General features: G+C 56.1%; 26 protein-coding genes. 12 read left to right on the forward strand and 14 right to left on the reverse strand.

What is annotated here, in order from left to right:
* Positions 1 to 42 precede the first annotated feature (42 nt).
* Both ACM6JM_RS24475 and ACM6JM_RS24480 read right to left on the reverse strand, forming a co-directional pair.
* Positions 43 to 702, reverse strand: coding sequence for a winged helix-turn-helix domain-containing protein (locus ACM6JM_RS24475; protein ID WP_210710530.1), 660 nt, complete (start codon positions 700 to 702; stop codon positions 43 to 45).
* A gap of 290 nt (positions 703 to 992) precedes the next feature.
* A complete protein-coding gene (locus tag ACM6JM_RS24480; RefSeq protein ID WP_039772760.1) occupies positions 993 to 1,733 on the reverse strand; it encodes a winged helix-turn-helix domain-containing protein in 741 nt (246 codons plus the stop codon).
* 506 nt (positions 1,734 to 2,239) lie between these two features.
* Here ACM6JM_RS24480 and ACM6JM_RS24485 point away from each other — a divergent pair.
* The gene (locus ACM6JM_RS24485; protein ID WP_064381048.1) at positions 2,240 to 3,073 is read left to right on the forward strand and encodes an undecaprenyl-diphosphate phosphatase; all 834 of its coding nucleotides are present in this window, start codon (positions 2,240 to 2,242) and stop codon (positions 3,071 to 3,073) included.
* Here the strand turns inward: ACM6JM_RS24485 and ACM6JM_RS24490 are convergent, their stop codons facing one another.
* Positions 3,074 to 3,454, reverse strand: coding sequence for a DUF2388 domain-containing protein (locus ACM6JM_RS24490; protein WP_064381046.1), 381 nt, complete (start codon positions 3,452 to 3,454; stop codon positions 3,074 to 3,076).
* A 75-nt stretch (positions 3,455 to 3,529) separates the two neighbouring features.
* Entirely contained in the window at positions 3,530 to 4,525 is a 996-nt protein-coding gene (gene dusA / locus ACM6JM_RS24495) for a tRNA dihydrouridine(20/20a) synthase DusA (RefSeq protein WP_414882644.1), read from the reverse strand.
* A 387-nt stretch (positions 4,526 to 4,912) separates the two neighbouring features.
* On the opposite strand from dusA, the gene ACM6JM_RS24500 reads away from it, so the two are divergent.
* From ACM6JM_RS24500 to ACM6JM_RS24510, 3 genes are all read left to right on the forward strand, one after another.
* Entirely contained in the window at positions 4,913 to 5,947 is a 1,035-nt protein-coding gene (locus tag ACM6JM_RS24500) for a ParA family protein (RefSeq protein ID WP_414882645.1), read from the forward strand.
* Between the two features lie 20 nt (positions 5,948 to 5,967).
* Positions 5,968 to 6,561, forward strand: coding sequence for a hypothetical protein (locus ACM6JM_RS24505; RefSeq protein WP_414882646.1), 594 nt, complete (start codon positions 5,968 to 5,970; stop codon positions 6,559 to 6,561).
* A gap of 266 nt (positions 6,562 to 6,827) precedes the next feature.
* On the forward strand, positions 6,828 to 7,733 hold the full coding sequence (locus tag ACM6JM_RS24510) for a hypothetical protein (RefSeq protein ID WP_414882647.1): 906 nt from the start codon (positions 6,828 to 6,830) through the stop codon (positions 7,731 to 7,733).
* Between the two features lie 400 nt (positions 7,734 to 8,133).
* Here ACM6JM_RS24510 and ACM6JM_RS24515 read toward each other — a convergent pair whose 3' ends face one another.
* On the reverse strand, positions 8,134 to 8,643 hold the full coding sequence (locus tag ACM6JM_RS24515) for a hypothetical protein (RefSeq protein ID WP_414882648.1): 510 nt from the start codon (positions 8,641 to 8,643) through the stop codon (positions 8,134 to 8,136).
* 914 nt (positions 8,644 to 9,557) lie between these two features.
* Between ACM6JM_RS24515 and ACM6JM_RS24520 the strand changes: the two genes are divergently transcribed.
* The gene (locus ACM6JM_RS24520) at positions 9,558 to 9,917 is read left to right on the forward strand and encodes a DUF6124 family protein (RefSeq protein WP_007955862.1); all 360 of its coding nucleotides are present in this window, start codon (positions 9,558 to 9,560) and stop codon (positions 9,915 to 9,917) included.
* 103 nt (positions 9,918 to 10,020) lie between these two features.
* Here ACM6JM_RS24520 and ACM6JM_RS24525 read toward each other — a convergent pair whose 3' ends face one another.
* The gene (locus tag ACM6JM_RS24525; RefSeq protein WP_414882649.1) at positions 10,021 to 10,425 is read right to left on the reverse strand and encodes a hypothetical protein; all 405 of its coding nucleotides are present in this window, start codon (positions 10,423 to 10,425) and stop codon (positions 10,021 to 10,023) included.
* 355 nt (positions 10,426 to 10,780) lie between these two features.
* On the opposite strand from ACM6JM_RS24525, the gene ACM6JM_RS24530 reads away from it, so the two are divergent.
* A complete protein-coding gene (locus tag ACM6JM_RS24530; protein WP_064380963.1) occupies positions 10,781 to 10,990 on the forward strand; it encodes a hypothetical protein in 210 nt (69 codons plus the stop codon).
* 3 nt (positions 10,991 to 10,993) lie between these two features.
* Here ACM6JM_RS24530 and ACM6JM_RS24535 read toward each other — a convergent pair whose 3' ends face one another.
* From ACM6JM_RS24535 to ACM6JM_RS24560, 6 genes are all read right to left on the reverse strand, one after another.
* Positions 10,994 to 11,785 (reverse strand): transporter substrate-binding domain-containing protein, encoded by a 792-nt coding sequence (locus ACM6JM_RS24535; RefSeq protein WP_414882650.1) that lies wholly within the window; start codon positions 11,783 to 11,785, stop codon positions 10,994 to 10,996.
* A 59-nt stretch (positions 11,786 to 11,844) separates the two neighbouring features.
* Positions 11,845 to 12,708: a copper homeostasis membrane protein CopD gene (copD, locus tag ACM6JM_RS24540; RefSeq protein WP_414882651.1), complete on the reverse strand. Its 864-nt coding sequence runs from the start codon at positions 12,706 to 12,708 to the stop codon at positions 11,845 to 11,847.
* Positions 12,709 to 12,711: 3 nt separating this feature from the next.
* Positions 12,712 to 13,086 carry a copper homeostasis periplasmic binding protein CopC gene (copC, locus tag ACM6JM_RS24545; RefSeq protein ID WP_414882652.1) on the reverse strand — a complete coding sequence of 125 codons (375 nt, stop codon included), beginning with the start codon at positions 13,084 to 13,086 and terminating at the stop codon, positions 12,712 to 12,714.
* Positions 13,087 to 13,117: 31 nt separating this feature from the next.
* Positions 13,118 to 13,975, reverse strand: a complete 858-nt coding sequence (locus tag ACM6JM_RS24550) for a copper resistance protein B (protein ID WP_414882653.1) — start codon at positions 13,973 to 13,975, stop codon at positions 13,118 to 13,120.
* 11 nt (positions 13,976 to 13,986) lie between these two features.
* On the reverse strand, positions 13,987 to 15,690 hold the full coding sequence (locus ACM6JM_RS24555) for a copper resistance system multicopper oxidase (RefSeq protein ID WP_414882654.1): 1,704 nt from the start codon (positions 15,688 to 15,690) through the stop codon (positions 13,987 to 13,989).
* Positions 15,691 to 15,785: 95 nt separating this feature from the next.
* Positions 15,786 to 16,268, reverse strand: a complete 483-nt coding sequence (locus tag ACM6JM_RS24560; protein WP_039770302.1) for a hypothetical protein — start codon at positions 16,266 to 16,268, stop codon at positions 15,786 to 15,788.
* 165 nt (positions 16,269 to 16,433) lie between these two features.
* Here ACM6JM_RS24560 and ACM6JM_RS24565 point away from each other — a divergent pair, with 165 nt between their 5' ends.
* The 3 genes from ACM6JM_RS24565 to ACM6JM_RS24575 all read left to right on the forward strand — a co-directional run bounded on the left by ACM6JM_RS24565 (position 16,434) and on the right by ACM6JM_RS24575 (position 18,451).
* On the forward strand, positions 16,434 to 17,093 hold the full coding sequence (locus ACM6JM_RS24565; protein ID WP_039770300.1) for a ribonuclease T2: 660 nt from the start codon (positions 16,434 to 16,436) through the stop codon (positions 17,091 to 17,093).
* Between the two features lie 137 nt (positions 17,094 to 17,230).
* Positions 17,231 to 17,824, forward strand: coding sequence for a hypothetical protein (locus ACM6JM_RS24570; RefSeq protein WP_237233729.1), 594 nt, complete (start codon positions 17,231 to 17,233; stop codon positions 17,822 to 17,824).
* Between the two features lie 249 nt (positions 17,825 to 18,073).
* A complete protein-coding gene (locus ACM6JM_RS24575; protein WP_239065520.1) occupies positions 18,074 to 18,451 on the forward strand; it encodes a hypothetical protein in 378 nt (125 codons plus the stop codon).
* Between the two features lie 21 nt (positions 18,452 to 18,472).
* Here ACM6JM_RS24575 and ACM6JM_RS24580 read toward each other — a convergent pair whose 3' ends face one another.
* On the reverse strand, positions 18,473 to 19,330 hold the full coding sequence (locus ACM6JM_RS24580) for a LysR substrate-binding domain-containing protein (RefSeq protein ID WP_085613159.1): 858 nt from the start codon (positions 19,328 to 19,330) through the stop codon (positions 18,473 to 18,475).
* A gap of 109 nt (positions 19,331 to 19,439) precedes the next feature.
* Here ACM6JM_RS24580 and ACM6JM_RS24585 point away from each other — a divergent pair, with 109 nt between their 5' ends.
* From ACM6JM_RS24585 to ACM6JM_RS24595, 3 genes are all read left to right on the forward strand, one after another.
* A complete protein-coding gene (locus ACM6JM_RS24585) occupies positions 19,440 to 20,147 on the forward strand; it encodes a haloacid dehalogenase type II (protein ID WP_414882655.1) in 708 nt (235 codons plus the stop codon).
* 12 nt (positions 20,148 to 20,159) lie between these two features.
* On the forward strand, positions 20,160 to 20,933 hold the full coding sequence (locus tag ACM6JM_RS24590) for an aldolase (protein ID WP_414882656.1): 774 nt from the start codon (positions 20,160 to 20,162) through the stop codon (positions 20,931 to 20,933).
* Between the two features lie 187 nt (positions 20,934 to 21,120).
* Positions 21,121 to 22,692: a diguanylate cyclase gene (locus ACM6JM_RS24595; protein ID WP_414882657.1), complete on the forward strand. Its 1,572-nt coding sequence runs from the start codon at positions 21,121 to 21,123 to the stop codon at positions 22,690 to 22,692.
* 60 nt (positions 22,693 to 22,752) lie between these two features.
* Here the strand turns inward: ACM6JM_RS24595 and ACM6JM_RS24600 are convergent, their stop codons facing one another.
* A complete protein-coding gene (locus tag ACM6JM_RS24600) occupies positions 22,753 to 23,043 on the reverse strand; it encodes a hypothetical protein (RefSeq protein WP_103387158.1) in 291 nt (96 codons plus the stop codon).
* Positions 23,044 to 23,115: the final 72 nt, after the last annotated feature.

Here is a 23,115-nt window from a genome sequence, read left to right on the forward strand (position 1 = left end):
AATCGCACTTGTATCTGTTTGTCTTGTAGTGGGGGATGTTGTTTAGGCAACAACTTCCTGGATCAGGCAATAACCGCGATTGCGCACGGCACGAAACAATCGTTCACCGTTGCTGGCGTTCTTGAATTTGTCTTGAAGACGGCTCAGGCACATTTCCAGTCCCCGGTACTGCTCCGGCTCGCGGCCGATGCTGAGGATCAGATCGTCCCGACTGACAACACGATCTTCATGGTGCAGCATCTTGCGCACCAGTGCGGTTTCAAGCCCGGTGAGACTGATTTCGACACCCTCTTTGGTCAATGCACCCTGATCATTGTCCAGATGCCAGGCTTCGGTGCAGGGCGCGTCGGATTCGATCGTTCGGGAAGTGTCAGTAGGGTTTTCGGACATGGCCGTGGAATTGTGGAATGAATGCGCCGATTGTGCTGCCAGCCATTCCGATTCGAGGGTGGCCAATAAGCGCTGGGTATCATGTTCGATGCTACGTGCGACATGCTTCCTTGTGCCGCGTGGGTAAGTGAACTCCATCAGCATCGGAGTGGAAGAGGGCGAAGCAACACCTTCAATAAACATTTGTGCCTGAGACGTGCCGAACGAATTGAAACGCTCACTGGAGAGAATGCTCTCGAGTTCGCGTTGCGACGCTGAGCTGTTAGTCACGACAACAAAGTATTTTCTTGGGAGGGTCGTGCTGGTTTCCATGTCTCTCTCCTAAAGTACACACCAAATTTGGCGAAAAAATAATGGCAGGCGAGCAATGTTTTCCTCGGAATTAATCGATCAGGCAGGGTCTGGGCCCAAAGATGGCCTCGATAAGTTCCACTCGGTCTGCGTTAGAGTAATGGTTTATTGTTATGTTTAAGTGTTGCAGCGCTCATGCAATTGACAGCTTTTTATTAGATATGTGACGCGGTTAAAACTATGAGAAAGCGGATGTTTGAAGCGTTGCATCAGACGTTCCCTCGTATGCTGCAAAAGAGTGTTTCCCTGAATCAGGGGGTTGAGATCAACCCCCTCATCAGACGATAGCCATACCCGCGAATGCTCTGTATGGCGTTCGTACCGTACACGTCCTTGATTTTCCCACGCAAGCGGCTGATGGATTTTTCCAGCGCCCGAGGGTCGTAGAATTGGGTGTTCAGCCCCATGATGCTGGCGATTTCATCGTGGCTGAGAATGTGATTGCCGGTCTGCGCAAAGGCTTGCAGGATCTTCATTTCGGCAAAGGAGATATCCAGTTTCTTGCTGGTGTCCGAGAGGCAGATGCGGGTGGGGTCCAGCACCAGGCTGATATCCCGCTGCCATTCTTCGCTGTCGAAGAACTCACCCAGCAGTTCCGCGCTTTCATCGGACAAGGTATTGAGTTTGATACAGAAGTCGGCACCGGCCAGAAAGTACTTGATCTTGTTGTGGGCGCCGCGCCCCGTGATCACTGCACAAATAATCGGCTTCAAGTTGTCGTTGCGCAGGTTTTCCACCAGTGCAAGGTTATCTTCGAGTGCCTGAGGGCTGTCGATGATAATGAAGATCGCCCGATACAGGCCGTGATATTCGTTGTGCTGATATGAACTAATGTAGGCGTCGGCTTCAACAGCCACACCGCTCTGCACATGCTTTGCGATTAGCGCGCTAAAGTGTTCAGCCACGCCACGGGTACGACCCAGGGTGAGAACACCTGGTTCGTCGCTTGTGCGGCGCGGGCTTCTAGTCGCTAAGTTACCTGTGAGCATCATGCATTGACTCGAAAAGGTGCTGACATCGGGATGTTAAAGCACCGGTTCTCATCTGTGACTGACAATTGGTAACATTTGGACGAATTTTAGACGTGGCTCCCGAGTTTTCTAACAATAATTAAGCGATTCAAGCTTTTAGTTGATTTTTTCGGGGCTGTGAACTAACGGAATTGAGGCCGTTAGATGGTGGCAATATGGAATGGTGCCACTATTTTGTAATTATCGCGAGCTGTTTTTATGTCCCTTGGCCATCACTCAACTGCATACGTATCAGAGCAGTGTGAGGTGGGTCACATTTTATGGAGAGGCCTGTCTTTTGGCTATAACGTCGACAAGTTCACACACGGACGTTTATTAACATGCCTTGAGTGTGGCTTTTGATAAGACATATTCTCCGTCCCCGAGTCGGGCAATGGGTGTACATCTGCCAATTGTTTTACTTCAGATACTCAATGCCTGAATGCATTTAACAGGGCGCCCGCAAAGAGCGCTCTGACGGAGGATTAATGGATTTACTGACCTTGTTCAAGGTGCTGATTCTTGGGGCGGTAGAAGGCCTGACCGAGTTCCTGCCCATTTCCAGTACGGGCCACCAGATTATTGTTGCCGACTTGCTGGAATTCGGCGGTGAACGCGCCATGGCGTTCAACATCATTATTCAACTGGGCGCCATTCTGGCGGTGGTCTGGGAGTTTCGCCCGAAGATCTTCGAGATCGTCAAAGGCCTGCCGACCCAAAGCAATGCCCAGCGTTTTACCCGTAATCTGCTGATCGCCTTTTTCCCGGCAGTCATTCTCGGCGTGTTATTCGCCGACACGATTCATGAATACCTGTTCAACCCGATCACCGTAGCGGTTGCATTGGTGGTGGGCGGCATCGTGATGTTGTGGGCCGAGCAGCGCGATCATGTAGTGAGCGTCGACCATGTGGACGACATGAAGTGGGCCGACGCCCTGAAGATCGGTTGCGTACAGTGCCTGGCGATGATTCCGGGCACGTCGCGCTCCGGTTCCACCATCATCGGCGGTCTGCTGTTCGGCCTGTCACGCAAGGCCGCCACGGAGTTCTCGTTCTTCCTGGCAATGCCGACCATGGTCGGCGCTGCGGTGTATTCCGGCTACAAGTACCGCGAACTGTTCCAGAGCAGCGACCTGCCGGTCTTCGCCCTGGGCTTCGTCGTAGCATTCATCTTCGCAATGATTGCCGTGCGCGGCCTGCTGAAGTTCATTGCAAACCACAGCTACGCCACTTTCGCCTGGTATCGGATCGGCTTCGGCTTGCTGATCCTCGCCACCTGGCAATTTGGTTGGGTCAACTGGACGGCTGCGGCGGCAAGCTGATTACTGACTGCTGAGCAGCGCAGCGACGGCGAGGTCATTCAATTCAGAGTCGGGCGAATCCTGACGAAACCGCTGCAACGCCGAGGTGAAATACGCGGCTTGCAGCACGCCGTCACTGGCGAGGAAATAACGTGCCGCTTCAATTTCCTCTACCGAATACACACGTTTTTTCAGTCCGGAAATGTCCGACATCCCGTCGACTGTGACCATCGTCGTCGTGAAAACCAGAAAACCAGACATCTGGGTAGATTGAAAAGGGCCATTTTCCCCGTTGCCGCACCCCTTCGCAAAATCACAGGATGCATAGGCGCTTGCAGAGAGAGTCGAGAGTAAAGCGAGGAGGGTGAAACGCTTGAATAAAACACAGCTGAACGTGGGCATAACCAAAAGACATCCTGTCAGTACAGCAAAACACCGGGCAACGCTCATTCGTTGCCCACACGCTCCAAGCGTCGATCAACGCCCGGCCAGCAACTCCGCCGCCTGATCCAGCAACGCCAGCGGATCCTTGGCCTTGTGGATATCCACCGACAACAACTGACGAAACTTGCGCGCCCCCGGGAACCCGGTGCCCAGGCCCAGCACATGCCGGGTGATGTGATGCATCGCGCCGCCGGCCAGCAAATGCTCGGCTATATAAGGCCGCAACTGCGCCAGCGCCTCGGCCCGGCTGATCACCGGCGCGCTACTGCCGAACAACTGCTGATCCACCTCGGCCAGCAGATAAGGATTGTGATACGCCTCGCGCCCCAGCATCACCCCGTCAAAGGTCTGCAAATGCTCATGGCAGGCCTCCATCGTCTTGATCCCGCCGTTCAGAATAAACTCCAGCCCCGGAAAATCCGCCTTCAACCGCGCCGCCACGTCATAACGCAACGGCGGAATGTCCCGGTTCTCCTTCGGCGACAACCCCTCCAGAATCGCAATCCGCGCATGCACCGTAAAACTGGTGCACCCGGCATCCCGCACCGTGCCGACGAAATCGCACAGCTGCTCATAACTGTCCCGCCCGTTGATCCCGATCCGATGCTTCACCGTCACCGGAATCGACACCGCATCACGCATCGCCTTCACACAATCCGCCACCAACTGCGGATGCCCCATCAGGCACGCACCAATCATGTTGTTCTGCACCCGATCACTCGGGCAGCCGACGTTCAGATTCACCTCGTCGTAACCGTGCTCCTGCGCCATACGTGCGCAAGCGGCCAGGTCCAGCGGAACGCTACCGCCCAACTGCAACGCCAGCGGGTGCTCGGCGTCGTTGTGACGGAGGAAACGCTCGTGATCGCCGTTGAGCAAAGCGCCGGTGGTGACCATCTCGGTGTAGAGCAGGGCGTTTTTCGACAGGATGCGTAGGAAGTACCGGCAATGGCGGTCAGTCCAATCCATCATCGGCGCGACGGAGAAACGGCGGGAGAGTGTGGCGGGTGTAGCGGTGATTGGGGGCATTGGGGGTACGGAATCGGTGTGGCTGGGAGGTGGGGGAGTTTATCAGGAATGGATAGGGAGGGCCTTGCTGATGCTCTGAGGTTGCTTTCGAGGAGTTGGTAGTGGGAGGGGAGAAGGATGGTTCTCTAGTAACAGATTCGGTTATGGCGCCAAAGCCTTCTCTGCCTTCCTCTTCTTTTTGTGAAAACGGTTACCTCTGGGTGGAGTGTTTCTACGGTTTTTTTGCTAGTGCTCAATCGACAGTGCCGTTAAAGTAGCGTCATCCACTACTCAAATCTATAAGCGATGGTAGCTGTGTAATGTTATCGCTTTCCGGGTTGGAGAGGATTCTCTACGGGGGTGGTGTTCTAATTTCGATTAACTAGTTGTATAGATTTAGGGGTTTTTATGTCCTCTTATGCATTTTGGAACAATAAGGGTGGGGTTGGGAAGAGTTTTCTTTGTTTTATTGCGGCTTGTGAGTATGCAAATAGAAATCCGAATACTGATGTGTATGTGATTGATCTATGTCCTCAGGCGAATGTTTCGGAAATGCTCCTGGGTGGCCAAGATAAAGGAGGATTAGTTCTTAGAAAATGCCTTGCCAATCCAAAATTTAGAAAGAGTGTTGGAGGGTATCTCGAAGAGCGATTAAACTCTCCGTTCCATAAAACTCCGGATGCAGTGAAGTTTGCTGTTAATGTGAGTGAGCATAATAGTGCGGCTCCAAGTAATCTTTCGTTGGTTTGTGGGGATAACTTGGTTGAGGTTCTCGGTGAGGCGATTAGACAAACGTCCCAGTTGTCGGTGCCGTTTGATTCGTGGAAAAAGGTTATTTCGTGGATTGCAGATTTGAAAGAGTCTTTGACTGAAGCATCTTCCAATGAGGCGGTTTTCTTTTTTGATTGCAATCCTAGTTTTGCTGTTTATACGCAGTTAGCTATCGCTGCAGCAGAGTATCTGGTTGTGCCATTTACTGCGGATGAAAGCTCTCGACGAGGTATGGAAAATATTATTGCTTTGTTGTATGGTCAGGGGGATGATTATCTTGCAAATTTTGCTCGGTTAAGTTTTTATAAGCGTGCGAAAGAGGAAGGTATTTCTCTCCCGAAAATGCATACGTTCGTATCAAATAGAATCATTTTGTTTGACGGGAAAGCCAGTAAAGCTTCGCAGGCAGCAACGACGGCGATTACTAGAACGGTTGAACTTGTTAAAAAAAATCATCGGTCCATATTCGCTAACCCGTCCGTAGGTGTCGCCGAGCGGTTTATTGAAATACCGGATTATCATACGGCTGCTATTGTTTCAGCTCTTACAGGCACCCCTATGCATAAATTAAAAGCGGGACCTAAGATGATTAATGGTGAGCGGATTCAGATTAACGTGTCACCTTTGTCTGGCTATAAGGAAGCCTTGTCTAAATTTGTGGATGTGCTCTAACTATGCCGTCGAGAGCTTTGGTGGATTATGGAAGTCAAAGAAGCAAGGCAGATTATCTTATTAGTCATGCAGGACAACTCAGACGTGCGAAATTGCATAAGGAAAAAGCTATATTGCTCCATGCCGCGTTAGCAGCGCACGTTGCTGCTTGGGATTCCTATGTAAAACGGCTTATGCGAGAAAAGTACGGTGCTATATTCAGTACAGTCTCTCCAGGGTATGGGACATTACATGAAATTTCTCGAAGGCGAACAGAAAAGGCTATCGAGAAACTGAACACTCCGAATGCAGAGAATGTTCGGAATTTCATGATGGAGTGCTCAGACTTTGACCCATGGCCTAGTTGGATAAATATACGATTTGGTTCTGCTACGTTACCCGCCTCGATTATGGTTACTAACCGTCTGAATGAGGTCTTTAAGGTTCGTCATAGCTTCGCTCATGGTTTCACGATGCCAATGTTTCCTTGGAATACGGGAAGAGCTGGGAGTGCGCACCTTGATTGCGGGACGCTTAGGTCGGTATCTGGTTTTTTGAATGATTTAGCGATTGCTACCGATTCTGGATTTTCGATACATATTGCTTCTCGCTTTGCCATTGCTAAACCGTGGTAAGTAGAAGTGAGAACGAGGGTTGTGAGGAGTATTGGCAAAGCAGGTGTTAGGATTTATATGTAGATCCTAACCTTTCATAGCGCTCTTTTCTCGATCGATTACGTTAATTAGTTTTGAAGTTAAGGAGGGGGCTGGGAAAGTGAGGGCGGCAAAAGAGATGGCAAAAGGGATAGATTTATTTATCTTGGATTTCTAGGTAGTAAATAGATCTGTCCCAATTATTACAGCGGAGTGCCCAGCACTAATTAGTCGTCCATGGAGCAAGAATGTTAGGTAAGGATATGGGTAAATTTGACGTGATATTGCAGCGAGTTACTTCAGTTAGTCAAATTGTTCTTGTGGTTATTGCTGTTTTTACTATTTTTTATTCGGTGATCCCCCTTTATCAGAAAGAACTGGCAAGCGAGCAACTTGCAAAAATACAAATTGATCAAATAGCCGCAGAGGAGCGATTAAACTTCCTTAATGCTAGCTACTCTACGCAGGTTCAGGAAATAGAGTCTGCTCGAAAGGAAGTTTCAGGCCTGAAGGAAAAATTAGCTGATGACAGATCTCGGTTGTATGCTTTAGAAGAAGAGATAGGCCAAAAAAATGATCAATTGCTCCGCTTAAGTTCGACATTGAATAAAGAGAAGCTCCGGGCGCTATCTGCCAACGCTCAAATTGTTCATTCTCAGAAGCTGAAGTTTATTCAAGCATTGGAATGGTATACCCTCATTTCCCCGCTCGACAAAAAATGTGATACCAGCCTGAGGCGGTGGAGACGCCCCGATACTCCTGAATATGAAAAAATGAAAAAAGTAGGTTGTAATCCTTACGAAAATATAAAGTCAGCTATATCAGATGTTCAGCTCGCAACGGCAAAAGATTCATCCGGAGATGATTTGCAAATTGAAAGATCTAGTCTTGAGGCGTGGAGTAAGCAGGCTTATTCGTTGATGGAGAAGAATAGATATCAACTCTCTGACAGAATGGATTACGCATACAGAGATCAGCTCCTACGCGAAGCAGAAAAAGAAAACGAAAACGGCCTGTCTCCTGCTGAAGTTGACGAGGCATTGAGAAAAAGTCTTGAGGCTGGAAAGGCGCTGATTAATTATGAACACTCGATTAGAGAAAAAAATAGAGAGGCAGTTAACTGGTACATCAAGTTGCTACGGGGCGCGCTCTGAGTGCTATGGGACATGCATATACATCCAGCATGTCCATTCGCAGTATTGAATATATTCGAGTGGCTTTTAATGTTTTTTTTTGAGTGGGCGGCGGAAACCATTGCATGGTCATTTATGGCCAAAAGGAGGCGCTCGAATGGAGACTCCCTCGAATGATGGCACATGTCAGTTTAGGGCAAAATTAGGGCATACCGTAGGCCGGAATAGTCCGCGGCATGCCGTGTGATTACCGCGTGAAAGCTCAATTTGGTGGCCTGACGCGGCCTTGAAGGAGTTAGTAGGGTGTTCGAATCCCTATCCTGACTAGTGGCCGCAAGCTGCTTGATAAACGTTGATAGCATTCGAGCTAAAGGGCCGCGTACGCAGAGTCAGTAGGCAAAGAAACTAACTTAACCTATTGTTACTCATTATCAGATAGTCTCTCAGGGATCTCACCAGTCAAGGCTATCGTTTCGAAACACGCTAGGTAAGAAAGAGTCCCAACAATCGCTGTATAAAGAGCGGCATTGGATTCTTGCTTTGATGTTTTCTTTTTGTTCGGTTTCGGAGCGAACGAAAGAAATTTCTGGATTTTTGCTTCTAATTTTTTTGGCTCCAGAGCGTGAGCTAGTTCATTTCTCAGGGAGTTTAAAGCTTCTAGCATTCCCCACACGCTGTCGGTAAGAAGCAGACCGTTTGGATGAGAGTTCCCGATTAGGGCGCGTGCGAGTTTCGCTTTCAAGAAAAATCCAATTTCAACGCCTTCAAGAGTTTCAGGGAAACGGCATTTGGATTTAATTAGGTTCTCTAAAATTTCCTCTGCCAGAAGATGCCCTTTAAGGACCACCAATGTTGGATCATCTGACGATGGTAGGTGAGCATCAAAACGCTTGAATCGCTCTTGTACTTCTGGCGAGAGATTTTTGTTCACTGTTGTGCCTAATTTTTCAGTAGTCTGCGAGTTTTAGTGTTCTGGAAAAAAGCTGAGGCGAACTATTTGAACGTCTATTTGCGCTCAGCACGCCAAGATTACGCACCTTGCCGAAAACGGGCATATCGTAGCCCATCCCGAATGATCGAACGCAGATGCATAAAAATCAAATCTAGCCCAGGCTCTTTCCCTTCAGCTTGGCAAGTCCCTGCTTGATGTGCCCAGCGTTCTCGCTGTTCGGCACGAAGCGTAAGCTCCATCAAGGCTGCTTCTAGACTAAGCTGATTCTGGTACATCCTCTCCAGCACATCCGCTAACGAATATTCGTCTGCCAGTGCATCGACCCCTTTCGAAAAAATACAAGCATAGTACCGATAGTGCTCTTAGTGGGCTGGAATTGCTGCATGCTTAGAAATTGCTACGAGGCTATGTGTTTTCGCGGGATTAGCCAGGCTGGCCGGGGGGCAGGCGATGGACTACGCCCAATACATCATCGGTTTGACTGTGGCGATGCGGAAGGCGGGGCTATTCGCTAGTCGGAAATCCTTGCGCACGTTTTAAACCTAAAAACTCACTCGTTTAAGTTACTCATTCTTTCGTCATCCAAGCCCTACATCACCTTGCGCCACCCCCTACACCTAAGACAGAATCCGCCGGCTTGTGCGTCTAAGCCGTGGCTTTTATCGTTCTCGGGTCACTGAAAACCAGTGATCGGGTTTGGTAGCCCGTGTGTTAGATGTACAACGTCATCGTCTCCGGTCGTGCTTTCGGCCGGGGTCTATGGTGGTCATGTACAGGGCGTCTTCGGGCGCGCCGGCTCCTAACACCCGGTCTACCAACCTGTTCATGGCCGCCACCCTTCGTTTGGTAGCGAAAGGGTGAAGCCTTCACTAAAAGTGTTAGGAGTTTCATCCATGTTCAAACCAACACCCAACCCACCAGAAACAGATCCAGTCTCCCCCTACAAATTCCCTGATTCACGAACCCTGAACGAAGCCGCCGAGCGCGCCCTCGATCACTACCTCACCCCACAGCAACGGATCATGGGCAGTCACACCCAACATGACCCGATGTACTTCGCCAACCCGGCCTACGACACCGAATCCCTGCTCGCCAACGCCAGCGAATCCTTGGGATCAGCCTCCGAAATGCTCAACAACTTCGCCGCCACCCTGGAACCCGCCCACCGCAAAACCGCCATCGGCATTGCGCAGTTGGTGATGTTGGGGTCTTTGGCGGTGAATCAGGCGCTGGATAACGTCGAGCCGAAGTAGGTCGTTGTGACCCTCTGTGGCAGGCGGGCAGTTTGCTGTCGCGGAGGGTTCGTCACTCGAGCGATGAAGGGAAGGGCAGTAGAGAATGTGCGCATAGCGCTGATTATTTTGGATAGTGCCTGGAGATTTCTTTCCATATGTATCTGTATCGGAACTCAAGCCAACGTATCAGCAGTTTGTCTATTTGGCGTCGATAACGGCTGCGCTTTCGGGCTTTCAAATTTTCCCTAATGTCAGACGTTAGTTGTTCAAGGTTGAACGCAGACCAGATCATCGGGATGACTGTCTCAAGGTTCGAATGGCAGACAGGTGCGACTTCCTCGTAGAGAATTCGCTTTATCTCTTGCGGGTCGTAATCTTCGGTCTGGCGCGCGATGGATTCGTAGTTGACCTCGTTGTCTACAAACGCGTCGGACAGTGCCCAATAGACGTGGGAGCGCTCTTTCTCAGTCGCTAACGCCCAGTCACGCTTGATGGAGGATGTCTTCCCAGTGGTTGGTTCAGCCATTTTTTGACGTCCTGTCATTCGATGGTGTCAGCCTTGCTTCTAAGGGCGGCCGTGAATGTGGCTCTCAAACCGCGCAAAAAAACGAAATCGAGTTGATTTGTTCCGACGCTTAGAGCCGTTAACAAACTATTATCAGGTCAGAATTTACCAACTGGCTGTTCGACGGCATTACGTGTTCTCTAGGTCTCGTAAGTTGCAAAAAACTATACCGAGCGAACTGAAAAACCGATGTAAACCTTTGTGAAAGGCCGAACCTGAACCCACGCTGAAACCCCCGCAAGTTTCATCTTCCCGCCACCCGCACAGGCCTACGATCCATCCACAAGATCCCGACCCCACCCGAGCGCCATACACCATGAACAATCCACTCAAAGCGCTGTTGATCGTCGCAACCGTCTCAGTTCTAAGCGCCTGCTCCGGCTCCGGTGGTTTGACCACCACCAGTTGTTTCTCCAGCGACTGTCAGTCGCCGGAGGCGCGGAACGTGAATACGTTGAAGTTCGGCGGGAGCAATATCGGTAACAGTTTCAACCAGTACAGCTCCGGCCTGATGCATGACGATTGAGGGTTACTGGGCCGCGGGTACGGCGATCCATTCGCTCAGGACTTTCTGGTATTTGCCGGTGACTTTGCTCAGGTGCAGCCACTGGTCGACGTAGAGTTTCCAGCTGATGTCGTCGCGCGGCAGCAGGTAGGCTTTTTCGCCGTATTGCATGTACTGGCTCGGGTTGACGGCGCACAGGCCGGGTTTGAGTTTCTGCTGGTAGAGGGCTTCGGAGGCGTCGGTGATCATCACGTCGGCCTTGCTGTCGAGCAGTTGTTCGAAGATGGTCACGTTGTCATGCAACGCAAGTTGCGCCTTGGGCAGGAAGGCGTGGACGAAGGCTTCGTTGGTGCCACCGGCGGGTTCGACCAGGCGCACGTTCGGCTGGTTGATCTGGTCGATGGTCTGGTATTTGGACTGGTCGGCGCAGCGCACCAGCGGGATCTTGCCGTCGACGTCGAGGGTGTTGCTGAAGAAGGCTTTTTTCTGGCGTTCGAGGGTCACCGAAATGCCGCCGACGCCGATGTCGCATTTGCCGGCCTGCATGTCCGGCATCAGGGTTTTCCAGGTGGTCTGCACCCATTCGACCTTGACGCCGAGGCTGTCGGCCAGGGATTGCGCCATGGCGATGTCGATGCCTTCGAATCCGCCGTCCGGGCGTTTGAAGGTGTAGGGCTTGTAGTCGCCGGTGGTGCAGACGCGCAACTGGCCTTGTTGCTGAATGGTGTCGAGGTGCGAGGCCGGTTCTTGTGCCTGGGCGGCGCCGGCCATGGCCAGCAGGCTGCAAAAGATCATCGTGCTTTTTTGAATTGTCATGGGGATCTGGCTTGTGCAGTGGGAGTGCGGGCCAGTGTAGTGAATGGGTTTGCCGGGTGTCATCCCGGTTCCGGGCTCAACGTGCCCAGCCACGCCACCAGTCCCACGATCAGAAGCGCAATCATCAGCTCCAGTGCCACGCTGCGGCGCAAGGCATTGGCCGCCACTTGATGCTGCCCGGCGCGCAAAGATTGCTCGAGCAACGGCCCGAGGTGGAAGCGGTTCAACGCGGCCAACACCAACATTCCCCCGAACAACACAACCTTGATCGCCAGCAGAATCCCGTAGGTGCCGAGCAGGACTTCGCCCAGTGTCGGGCCGACGATGAACAGGTAATTCGCCACGCCGGTAATCGAGAGGAAGAGCACAATCGCCGCGCCGACGCCTTCGAAGCGTTTGACGGAATCCGCCAGCGAACGAATGCGCGCTTCGCTGCACAGTGCGTCGAGCCGCGACATCAAGATCAGCGCGAGCATCGCGCCCAGCCACGCACCCGCCGCGAGCAGGTGCAGGATGTCGCTGAGCAGATGCCACGCGTTATCCATCGCGCCGTGTCCGCTCCAGGCCAGAGAGGCGAGGGCGACGGCGCCGGCCATTGATGCCAGCCACAATCCCGGCCAGATCATCACGGCGATCAGCGCAATCATCCGCAGCGCCCACGCCAGCCCGACGTCGGTTTCCAGCACCATCATTTGCAGGTGCGGCCACAGCGCCGCGAACTCCGTTTCACCACTCATGGCGCGGGTCATCAGCACCAGTCCCGCCACTGACAGCAATGCCCCGATCAACGCCATCCCGCGCAGCATCGGCCGAAACCGCAGCACCGCGTCAACGCTGTATAGCCCGAACAACGCCAGCCCGAACAACATCAGCAAATCCACATACAACGCCAGACGCAGGAGGATGTTGATCAGTTCAGCCATCACTCATTTCACTTTGAATGTGACGTTGCCGGTGATCGGGTGCGTGTCCGACGACACCGCGCGCCATTCGACCTTGTAGGTGCCGGCCGGCAGAGGTGCGAGCGGGGTGACGAGCATGGTTTTCGGGTCGCTGCCGGCGCTGACTTTGGCCTTCATCGGCATGGGCGAGTGGGCCATGCCGGGCATTTCGGTCATCACCAGTTTGGCGCCGGAGAACTGGGTCAGCAGATCCTCCGAAAAGCGCAGTTCGATCTTGCCGGGCGCCACGCCGTCGGCACCTTCGGCCGGGGTTGACGACAGCAGTTTCGGATGGGCCTGGGCCAGGGTGCTGAAGAGCAAGCCGCTGGCGAGGACGAGGGAGATTTTCAATGTGCGCATGCAAGACCTCGGTGTTGTTTTTTGATGGGATTCAGAACCACAGCCGCACGCCGAGGACGAGTCGCGCTTCGCTGCGATCCTCGCCTTCTTCCCGTGCGTAATCGGCGGTGTGGCCGTAGGTGCGGTTCCAGGTCACGCCGATGTAGGGCGCGAATTCGCGGCGGATTTCATAGCGCAGGCGCAGCCCGGCTTCGGTGTTCGCGAGGCCCGAGCCGATCCCGCGTTGCGGGTCGTTTTTGCCGTAGACGTTGAGTTCGGCGGTCGGCTGCAGGATCAGGCGATTGGTCAGCAGGATGTCGTAGTCGCCCTCCAGCCGCACCGCGCTCTGGCCGTTTTCGCCGAGGAACGCCGTGGCTTCGGCTTCGAAGTTGTACAGCGCCATCCCCTGCAGACCGAACGCGGCCCAGGTTTGCGGGGCGCCGGGTTTGAAGTCCTGGCGCACGCCAGTGACCATGTCCCACCACGGCGAAATCGCGTGGCCCCACAGCGCCTGGACTTCCGCGTCTTCGGTCTTGCCGTTGCTGCGTTCGCCCTCGGAGCGCAGCCACAGCCGATCGATGTCGCCGCCGATCCAGCCGGACAAATCCCAGGCCAGGGTGCTGGCGTCGTCGGCGTCCTGCCATTCAAGTTTGTCGGCGAGGAAGTACGTGTTGATGGCGCTGTCGTGGACCTGATGCCCGGCGTGGCTGGTGAACACGGCGGCGCGGTCGGCGTTGGTCAGCGCCGGGATCGGCGTGCGGCTTTCGGTCGGCGCGGCGGGCTGCATCATGCCGTCGTCCATACTCTGCATATCGCCCATCTGGCTGTGATCCATGCCCTGCATGTCGCTGGCGGCGAAGGCCGGAGCCATCGACAGAAGCGACAACGAAAACGCGGCAAATCGAGTCATGGTCGGCGTCCTCATTCTTCCACCCGCACTTCGCGGAACATGCCCATTTCCATGTGGTACAGGAGATGGCAGTGATAGGCCCAACGGCCGAGCGCATCGGCGGTGACGCGGTAAGTGCGACGGGTGCCGGGCGGCATGTCGATGGTGTGTTTGCGCACCTGGAAATTGCCGTTTTCGTCTTCCAGATCGCTCCACATGCCGTGCAGGTGAATGGGGTGAGTCATCATCGTGTCGTTGACCAGCACCAGGCGGATCCGCTCGCCGTACTTCAACAGCAGCGGCTCGGCGTCGGAGAACTTGATGCCGTTGAACGACCAGGCGAATTTCTCCATGTGGCCGGTGAGGTGCAACTCGATGGTGCGGCTCGGGTCGCGGCCGTCCGGGTCTTCGAACGTGCTGCGCAGGTCGGCGTAGGTCAGCACGCGGCGACCGTTGTTGCGCAGGCCGAGGCCGGGGTCGTCGAGTTTCGGCGCGGTGGTCATGGCTTGCATGTCCACCAGCGGGTTGTCCTTTTCGCTGTCGGGGTGCGACTGCATCGGGCCCATGTTCATGCTTGAGTGATCCATGGCGCTCATGTCCATGGAGCCATGATCCATTCCACCCATACCCATGTCGTCCATGGTCACCAGCGGGCGCGGGTCCAGCGCCGGCACCGGGGCCGACAATCCGGCGCGGGCGGCGAGGGTGCCTCGGGCGTAACCGGTGCGGTCCATGGCCTGGGCGAACAGGGTGTAGGCGTCGGCGGCGGGTTCGACGATCACGTCATAGGTTTCCGCCACGGCGATGCGCAACTCGTCGACGCTGACCGGTTTGACGTGCAAGCCATCGGCGGCGACCACGGTCATTTTCAATCCGGGAATGCGCACGTCGAAGTAGGTCATGGCCGAGCCGTTGATCAGCCGCAGGCGCAGTTTTTCGCCGGGGCGGAACAGGCCGGTCCAGTTGTTATCCGGGGCGTGGCCGTTCATCAGGAAGGTGTACGTGGCGCCGCTGACGTCGGCGATGTCGGTGGGATTCATCTTCATCTGCGCCCACATCGTGCGATCGGCAACGGTGGCGCCCCAGCCTTTTTCGCCGACGTCGTGGATGAAATCGCCGACGGTGCGTTTGTGGAAGTTGTAGTAGTCGGACTGCTTTTTCAAAGTCTTCATCAGGCTGGCCGGGTCTTCGTCGGACCAGTCGCTGAGCATCACCACGTAGTCGCGGTCGTAGTCGAACGGCTCCGGTTCCCGGGCGTCGATCACCAACGGCCCGTAGACCCCGGCCTGCTCCTGCAAGCCGGAATGGCTGTGATACCAGTAGGTGCCGTGCTGGCGAACCTTGAACTGGTAGACGTACACGCCGCCCGGCTCGATGCCCTTGAAACTCAGGCCCGGCACGCCGTCCATGTTGGCCGGCAGCAGAATGCCGTGCCAGTGGATCGATGTGTCTGTATTGAGCCGGTTGCGCACCCGCAGCGTCACGGTGTCGCCTTCGCGCCAGCGCAGCAGCGGGCCGGGCAGACTGCCGTTGATGGTCAGGGCGGTGCGGGGCTGGCCGGTGAAGTTGACCGGGGTTTCGCCGATGAACAGCTCGAAGTCGGTGCCACTTAACTCGTTCACCTGGCCGGGGCTGTTCAAGGCCCAGACCGGCGTGCGCCACAGGCCGAGGCCGCCGAGCAGACCGCCGGCGGCGAGGCCTTTGACGAAGGTGCGTCTTGAGGTGGTGGAAGGCATGCGCTGGAAGTCCCCGTTTGACCAATGACGGGGAGGCTAACCAGCGGCAGCTTTCAGCAGGCTGAGGGGCGGATTACAGTTGTGTCAGGTTCAACCTACAAACCGAGCCCTTCCTGGACCACCAGCAGCAGGTTGTTTTCCGTCAACGCAATCGCATCCAGCTGTTGCCCGGTTTCGAGCGTCTGCAACCACCAATGGCTTTCACCGTGCTCATCGACCGTGCGCAGCAGCGATACTTCGCGCCCCGGCAGGACGATTTGCACTCGCCCTGCGCCGTCTTCGGTGAAGCGGGCGATGGGGTCGAACGTCAGGCTGTGGTGGTTGGCTTCGATGATCAACTGGTCGATGGCGTAGTCGTGGGTCTCGCCATCCGAAGAAGATTCGCAAACATGCGTAGGATTGCGCCGAATCTTCAGGCCTACCTCGGTGACCGGTTGCAACCAGCCTTCGATTCGGTGATACAAGGCGTAGACCTGAGCCGGCCAGCAATCGATCTCCAGTTCAGCGCAGGTGATTTCGTCAGCATGGGTGTGCCGGGTTTGTTTGAGTTTCGCGGCGAGTTCGTCTGCTTTACTCATGTCGGTTCCCTGTGGTGATTTCAACTTCATCGTAGTCCTTTCAAAGTAATGCAGGTTTTGCCCTGCGTCATGCGCCTGCAACACGGGCATGACTCAATCAGCGTCTGGCCAAGTGATGGTCAGACCACAGAAACCACGGACGCACGCGTCCCAAGGAACGGGAACATGAAAAAGCTTTTTACAATTATGGCGCTGATTGCGCTGACGGTCGGTAGCATCGGCCTGAGTTCGGCGCGCCAGTCGTCTGCCAGCAAGGCGGAATCGGTGGCGGGGGTATTCGATTACTACCTCCTGGCGTTGTCCTGGTCGCCGACCTTTTGCCTGACCCACAAGGATGACCCGCAATGCACCGGCAAGGGTTACGGTTTTGTCCTGCATGGCCTGTGGCCGCAATACGCCAAGGGCGGCTGGCCGCAATCCTGCCCACCGCTGACCAACCTGTCGGCCGCCGAAACGGCCAAAGGCCTGACGCTGTTCCCGACCAAAAAACTGCTCGATCACGAATGGAGCAAACACGGCACCTGCAGCGGCCTCGGCGCGATGGGCTATCTGGACGAATCGGATAAAGCCGTGGCCGCGGTGAAAATCCCGGAAGAGCTGCAACCGTTCAGTAGCTCTTATTACTTCGAAGCGCAGGAAATTGCCGACCTGTTCCGCAAGAGCAATCCGGGCATCCCGTCAGACGGCATCGCCGTCATCTGCAACGGCCCGGAACTCTCGGAAGTGCGCGTGTGCATGGGCAAGGACCTGCAATTCGGCGCCTGCGGCAAGGGCGTGAAAACCCAGTGCCGGGCGGGGGACATTCGAGTGCCGCCGTCGCGTTGACCGGAGCAGTTACCGTCCATGGAAAACAGGCGCCTCTTCAGGCGCCTGTTTTTTTGCATGCGGGTTTGAACAACGCCGCGACTTTGTTCATGCTTTCGCGCCAATGGATGATGACGCGACACCGCAAGGAGCTTTTCATGAGCGGAAAACCCGCTGCCCGAGTGACCGACCCGACCGCTTGCCCATTGCCGGGACATGGCACCAGCGGTAAGAAAACCTTATTGCTTCTTCTATTGACCATCTTGTGTTCAGCTTGCGCTAAAAACCATACGGTCCAGCCTGCAAATCTCAATTTTCTGACTATAGAGAGAAAACCCAGCAGCCTGTATTACGAAATTTACTACGCCTCTGATGTAAACCTTTTGGATCTGTTTGGGAGAGGAATGAGGGAAGGCGCCGCTTCGACAATGTTGGAGTGTGCACTGGGTGACGATCAGGACTTTTCTATCACTAACCGATTCAGATATTCGGCGTACGGACTGATTGATGTAGATGAGACGAACAAAGCCGGCGGGAAATACAACTACGTGACGAGTGCAACTTTAAGGCAAACCGTAAATAACGGTTCAACTCAGGAATTTCTTTCAATTCAGGAGTTGAATGGCCTGTTGTCCGGAAAGCTCCAGGTCCCCTGCAAAGTCGTCATTACCGCCTGGGGCTACAAACCCTACTACTCAAACACCATGAACCTCCCGGTCGCAGACCTGCTGCGCGAAGGTAACAAGTTCTGAGCTCATTGCTAAAAGGGAACATACTTGGGTCAGGGCGATTTTCCACCAGAGAAGTAGGCAGTAAATCGGCCAGCGACTTGCTGCTTGAATCGATCATGGAGATTTCTCGTGAGGTACAAATTTCTTCTATGCATATTTATGGTCATCTGCTCCGGGTGTGCAAAGGGTCATGTAAAACCTCCGGCAAATTTGAGCTTCGTGTCTGTCGCAAGAGAACGAACGCTCTACGACGTTCGGTATCAATCGGACGTGGATGTTCTGGATCTTTTTGACCGAGGTGAACGTAAAGGAATGGCGTCGGGTACTCTTGAGTGCGCCTTGGGAGACGACGAAGACTTTGCGGTTGATAAATCAATGCAGTTTTCTGCCCTCGGTTTGATTACCTCGGACAAGGGGCAGGCGAACAAAACGGGATTTTCCTATCTGACCAGCGCGTTTTTGATCGAAACCTCTAGCGATAGAAGTACGGACAGAAATCTGTCAGCGGCCGAACTGAACCAACTCCTCTCTGGCAAACAACAAATCCCCTGCAAAGTCGTCGTCACCGCTTACGGCTACAAACCCTACTACTCAAACACCATGAACCTCCCGGTCGCAGACCTGCTGCGCGAAGTCAACAAGCCCTGAGCTCAGCGCCATTTGGGGGGATCAAGCAAATCCCCCCGCATCCACCCCCAATTCCCCCCGCAGAAACTCCACCAAACCCCGCTGCAATCCACTCAACACCCCCTCGCGACTGACCAGCGCCAGTTCCGTCGGTGGCAGCGGCGGCAAGTCCGTGCACACCCGATGCTCCGGCAACACCGCCGACGCCGGCAGCACCGAAACCCCGAGCCCGGAGGCGACCGCCGCCTGAATGCCGGTCAGGCTGTGGCTGCCGAAGGCCACGCGCCAGGGGCGTTGCGCCACGTCGAGCAGGCGGATTGCCCGTTGTCGGTACAGGCAGCCCTGGGGAAACAGCGCCAGCGGTAACACGCCACTGGATGAGTCGAACTCAGCACCCTTGACCCAAACCAGTCGTTCCGGCCAGGTCGCCCAGGCGGGGCCGCTGTCGGGTTCGCGTTTGATCAGGGCGATGTCGATTTCGCCGCTGTCGAGGCGTTGGCGCAGGTCGAGGCTCATGCCGCTGACGGTTTCCAGTCGCGCTTGCGGGTGGCTGCGGGTGAAGCCGGCGAGGATCAGCGCCATGCGTCGGGCGTCGAAGTCTTCCGGCATGCCGATGCGCAGGATTTCCAGATCCAGATCGCTGGCCAGGGCTTCGCTGGCCTCGGCCGACAAGGCCAGTAATCGACGGGCGTAGTGGATCAGCAGTTCGCCGTGCTCGGTGACGCTGACGTTCAACCCGGTGCGGTCGCGCAACAGCAGGGCGTGACCGACCAGGTCTTCCAGTTTGCGCACCTGTTGGCTGACCGTGGACTGGGTGCGGTGGACGCGTTCGGCGGCGCGGGTGAAGCTGCCTTCATCAACCACGCAGACGAAGGTTTTCAGCAGTTCCAGATCCAGCATGGCGGCGGCCTCGATATTTGTTTGGCAACTGACAGCCGGCTATTTATTTAATTTCACACTATCACCCCGAGTTCATAAGCTGAAGCCCTCACTTGCAGAGGAATTCCCCATGACCTTGATCAACACACCGCGCCCGCAATGGCTGACATTCGATTGCTACGGCACCTTGATTCAATGGGACGAAGGCCTGCGCGCCGTGGCCGAGCGGATTCTGAGCGAGAAGGGCGAGCACCGGGTCGACGCCGGGCGCCTGATCGAGGTCTACGACCGCCACGAACATCGCCTGGAACAGACGCCGCCGCACCGCTCGTTTCGCGAGCTGAGCACCCTCGGCCTGCAACTGGCCCTGGAGGAGCTGGGGCTGGCGAGTGCCAGCCAGGACAGCCAGCGCCTGGCCGCCGCGATCCCGCAGATGCCGCCGTTTCCCGAAGTCGTCGAGACCCTCGCGCAGCTCAAGGCCCAGGGTTTTAAGCTGTGCATCGTTTCCAACACCGATGACGAAATCATCGCCGGCAACGTCGCTCAACTCGGCGGCCATATCGATCGGGTGATCACCGCGCAACAGGCCGGTGCCTACAAACCGGCGCCGCGGCTGTTCGACTACGCTCATGAGCAATTGGGCGTCAGCCGCGATCAGGTGGTGCACATCTGCGCCAGCCCGATGCTCGATCACACGGCGGCCCGCGACATGCATTTTCGTTGCATCTGGATCGACCGGGGCACCGGTCGTCAGTTGCTGCCGGACTATCGGCCCGACGCGATCCTCAACACGCTGGACGAAGTCCTTCCGTTGTTCTCATCCCTTGGCTGGTCATAAAGGAGTTTCGCCATGGCCCATACCCTGACCGGCAGCGCCCGACCCGCGCGTTACGCCTCGTTGAACCTCGACAGCGAAGCCATCATCACCGCTCGCAAAGAGCTGGCAGCGTGCTTTCAACTGGCGGCGCTGCACGGGCTGGAGGAGGGGATCTGCAATCACTTTTCGGCGATGTTGCCGGGACACGCTGACCTGTTTCTGGTCAATCCGTACGGCCATGCGTTTTCCGAAGTGACCGCGCACAACCTGCTGATCTGCGACTTCGCCGGCAACGTGGTGGACGGCGAGGGCCAACCGGAGGCCACTGCTTTCTATATTCATGCGCGCCTGCATCAGCGATTGCCACGGGTGAAGGTCGCATTCCATACGCACATGCCGAACGCGACGGCGTTGTGCCTGCTGGAGGGGCCGCCACTGTTGTGGCTGAGCCAGACCGCGCTGAAGTTCTACGGGCGCACGGCGGTGGACGAGCATTACAACGGGCTGGCGCTGGATGAGCGTGAAGGCGACCGGATTGCCGGGGTCATGGGCGAGGCCGACATTCTGTTTCTGAAGAATCATGGGGTGATCGTTGGGGCGCCGACCATCGCTGAAGCCTGGGACGATCTGTATTACCTGGAGCGTGCCGCGCAGGTGCAACTGCTGGCGATGGCCACGCAACGGGTGTTGAAACCGGTGCCGCACGCGGTTGCGCAACGGGCTTACGAGCAGATGCGCGAGGGCGATCCGGAAAGTGCGCGGGCGCATCTGCACAGTGCAATGCGGCGGTTGGCGAGCCGGGGGTAAAAGCGAGGAAAACGGGCAGGCAAAAATAATTCGCGACGCAGGTCATCCAATTGCCCTGCGCGCCGATAGCAACAGGGTCGGGATTGTCTCGGTGGCACTTGGTTGCCCCACACAACCCGGTGGGCTACGCTCACAAGAACAAGGGTTTCGGGCTTTTGCCCCTGTCGTACCTGCCCAGGACACGCTTTTGCCTATCCCCATTCACGATCCGCACCAGGCCCCCGGCGGCACCCTCAAGCGTTTGCCCCTGCGCAAGGCGGCGGTGTTGTTCATCGTGGCTGTGTGTCTGAGCCTGTCCGGTCTGTTGTATTTGCAGATCGAACAGTCGCGGCGCCAGGATCTGGCCAACGCACAGGTGTCGTCGGCCAACCTGACCCGGGCCATGGCGCAGCAGGCTGAAGACACTTTTCTGGCAGCGGATCTGGTGCTGACCAGCCTGGTCGACTGGGTTCAGGACGATGGCTATGGCGCGGCGCAGAAGCCACGTTTGCAGAAAACCCTCGCGCGGCGGGTGCAGCAACTGGAGCAGTTGCACGGCATGTTCCTGTTCGACCGCGAAGGGCAGTGGGTGATTACCTCGTTCGCGGATCTGCCGCGCGGCCATGGCGTGGCCGATCGCGAGTACTTCAAGTTTCACCAGCAGAACGTCTCGGCCGTGGCGCACATCGGCCCGGCGATCCGCAGCCGTGAGAACGGTGAGTGGATCATCCCGATCTCGAAACGGGTCAACGACCACGCCGGCAATTTTCAGGGTGTGCTGCTGGCCGGGATCAAGATGTCCTACTTCGACCGGTTCTTCAAAAGCTTCAGCCTGGACGACAACGGCACCATGTTCCTCGGCCTGACCGACGGCACCTTGCTCGCCCGGCGGCCTTTCGACGAGAGCCTGATCGGCACCTCGCTGGCCAAGGGCGAGATCTACCAGAAGTTGCTGCCCAATGCAGCCGCCGGCACCGCGATGATCGATTCGGTGGTCGACGGTGTCACCCGTCTTTATGGTTACCGGCAGCTGGAAAGCTACCCGTTGGTGGTCGCGGCGTCTTCGTCCCGGGACACGATCCTCCAGGGCTGGTATGACCGGGCGTTCCAGTCCAGCGTCATCGTGGCGCTGGTGATGCTCGGCGTGGGGCTGTTTGGCTGGGTGTTCATTCATCAGGTGCGCGATGGCGAGCGGATCGAGAAAAACCTGCGCAAGGCCCAGCGGACGCTGGAGCAGATCGCCACCCACGACAGTCTGACCGGGCTGGCCAACCGGCGTCTGTTCGAGCGCTCGCTGGAGGTGGAGTTTGCCCGGGGCGCGCGGCAGTCGAGCCCGGTGAGCCTGATCATGCTCGATATCGATTTCTTCAAAAGCTACAACGATGCCTACGGCCACGTGGCCGGCGACCATTGCCTGACCCAGGTCGCGCAGGTGGTGAAGAACTGCTGCCAGCGCAAGTCCGATCTGGCGGTGCGCTATGGCGGGGAAGAGTTCGCGGTGTTGCTGCCGGACACCGACATCAACGGCGCGCTGGCGATTGCCGGGCAGATCCGCCGCAGCGTCATGGACAAACACATCACCCACAGCGGCTCGCCCACCGGTTATCTGACGGTGAGCCTGGGTTGCTATGCATTTATTCCGCTGGGCAACGACAGCCCGGAGCTGTTCATCCAGCGCGCCGATGCGGCGCTGTATCAGGCCAAAAACGCCGGCCGCAATCGTGCGGCCGTGCTGTCGATGGACGTCGGTTTCGGCGAATTGCTACGTTCGGATCGCTGACAAAAAACGATAGGGTTCAGACACAGGCCATGGCGTTTACCACGGCCTGCTCTTGTTCGTTCAGCCGCCGGTGCCACCGCCGGCACCGCCCGTGCCGCCACCGGCCGAACCAGTGCCCCCGCCTGCTCCCGAGCCCGAACCGCTGGCGCCGCCGTTGGTGCCGGTACCGCCACCCGCGCCGCTGCCACCGGACGGCGAGCCCGGCGTGTTGTCGGGCGGCATTTGTGAACCACTGGTCGAGCCGGATTTGGTGCCCGTGGCATCGGCGCCGTCGTTGGCGGCGAATGTCGCGGCTGAGCCTGTGGCCAGCAGGCCGATCAACAACAGCGAGGTGAGTTTGCGCGTGATCATGGTCTGTCTCCGGAAAGGGGTTTACCTGATATTGGTCAGACGCGCCGAACCCTTGGTGCCGGCCGGATGACG

It is taken from the genome of Pseudomonas sp. IT-P2, from assembly GCF_949767575.1.
Lineage (GTDB): Bacteria > Pseudomonadota > Gammaproteobacteria > Pseudomonadales > Pseudomonadaceae > Aquipseudomonas > Aquipseudomonas pharyngis.

Coding starts and splice junctions, on each gene's coding strand:
- ACM6JM_RS24475 (WP_210710530.1), bottom strand. CDS start 702: ATGGAAACCAGCACGACCCTCCCAAGAAAATACTTTGTTGTCGTGACT.
- ACM6JM_RS24480 (WP_039772760.1), bottom strand. CDS start 1,733: ATGATGCTCACAGGTAACTTAGCGACTAGAAGCCCGCGCCGCACAAGC.
- ACM6JM_RS24485 (WP_064381048.1), top strand. CDS start 2,240: ATGGATTTACTGACCTTGTTCAAGGTGCTGATTCTTGGGGCGGTAGAA.
- ACM6JM_RS24490 (WP_064381046.1), bottom strand. CDS start 3,454: ATGCCCACGTTCAGCTGTGTTTTATTCAAGCGTTTCACCCTCCTCGCT.
- dusA (WP_414882644.1), bottom strand. CDS start 4,525: ATGCCCCCAATCACCGCTACACCCGCCACACTCTCCCGCCGTTTCTCC.
- ACM6JM_RS24500 (WP_414882645.1), top strand. CDS start 4,913: ATGTCCTCTTATGCATTTTGGAACAATAAGGGTGGGGTTGGGAAGAGT.
- ACM6JM_RS24510 (WP_414882647.1), top strand. CDS start 6,828: ATGTTAGGTAAGGATATGGGTAAATTTGACGTGATATTGCAGCGAGTT.
- ACM6JM_RS24520 (WP_007955862.1), top strand. CDS start 9,558: ATGTTCAAACCAACACCCAACCCACCAGAAACAGATCCAGTCTCCCCC.
- ACM6JM_RS24525 (WP_414882649.1), bottom strand. CDS start 10,425: ATGGCTGAACCAACCACTGGGAAGACATCCTCCATCAAGCGTGACTGG.
- ACM6JM_RS24530 (WP_064380963.1), top strand. CDS start 10,781: ATGAACAATCCACTCAAAGCGCTGTTGATCGTCGCAACCGTCTCAGTT.
- ACM6JM_RS24535 (WP_414882650.1), bottom strand. CDS start 11,785: ATGACAATTCAAAAAAGCACGATGATCTTTTGCAGCCTGCTGGCCATG.
- copD (WP_414882651.1), bottom strand. CDS start 12,708: ATGGCTGAACTGATCAACATCCTCCTGCGTCTGGCGTTGTATGTGGAT.
- copC (WP_414882652.1), bottom strand. CDS start 13,086: ATGCGCACATTGAAAATCTCCCTCGTCCTCGCCAGCGGCTTGCTCTTC.
- ACM6JM_RS24550 (WP_414882653.1), bottom strand. CDS start 13,975: ATGACTCGATTTGCCGCGTTTTCGTTGTCGCTTCTGTCGATGGCTCCG.
- ACM6JM_RS24555 (WP_414882654.1), bottom strand. CDS start 15,690: ATGCCTTCCACCACCTCAAGACGCACCTTCGTCAAAGGCCTCGCCGCC.
- ACM6JM_RS24560 (WP_039770302.1), bottom strand. CDS start 16,268: ATGAGTAAAGCAGACGAACTCGCCGCGAAACTCAAACAAACCCGGCAC.
- ACM6JM_RS24565 (WP_039770300.1), top strand. CDS start 16,434: ATGAAAAAGCTTTTTACAATTATGGCGCTGATTGCGCTGACGGTCGGT.
- ACM6JM_RS24570 (WP_237233729.1), top strand. CDS start 17,231: ATGAGCGGAAAACCCGCTGCCCGAGTGACCGACCCGACCGCTTGCCCA.
- ACM6JM_RS24580 (WP_085613159.1), bottom strand. CDS start 19,330: ATGCTGGATCTGGAACTGCTGAAAACCTTCGTCTGCGTGGTTGATGAA.
- ACM6JM_RS24585 (WP_414882655.1), top strand. CDS start 19,440: ATGACCTTGATCAACACACCGCGCCCGCAATGGCTGACATTCGATTGC.
- ACM6JM_RS24590 (WP_414882656.1), top strand. CDS start 20,160: ATGGCCCATACCCTGACCGGCAGCGCCCGACCCGCGCGTTACGCCTCG.
- ACM6JM_RS24600 (WP_103387158.1), bottom strand. CDS start 23,043: ATGATCACGCGCAAACTCACCTCGCTGTTGTTGATCGGCCTGCTGGCC.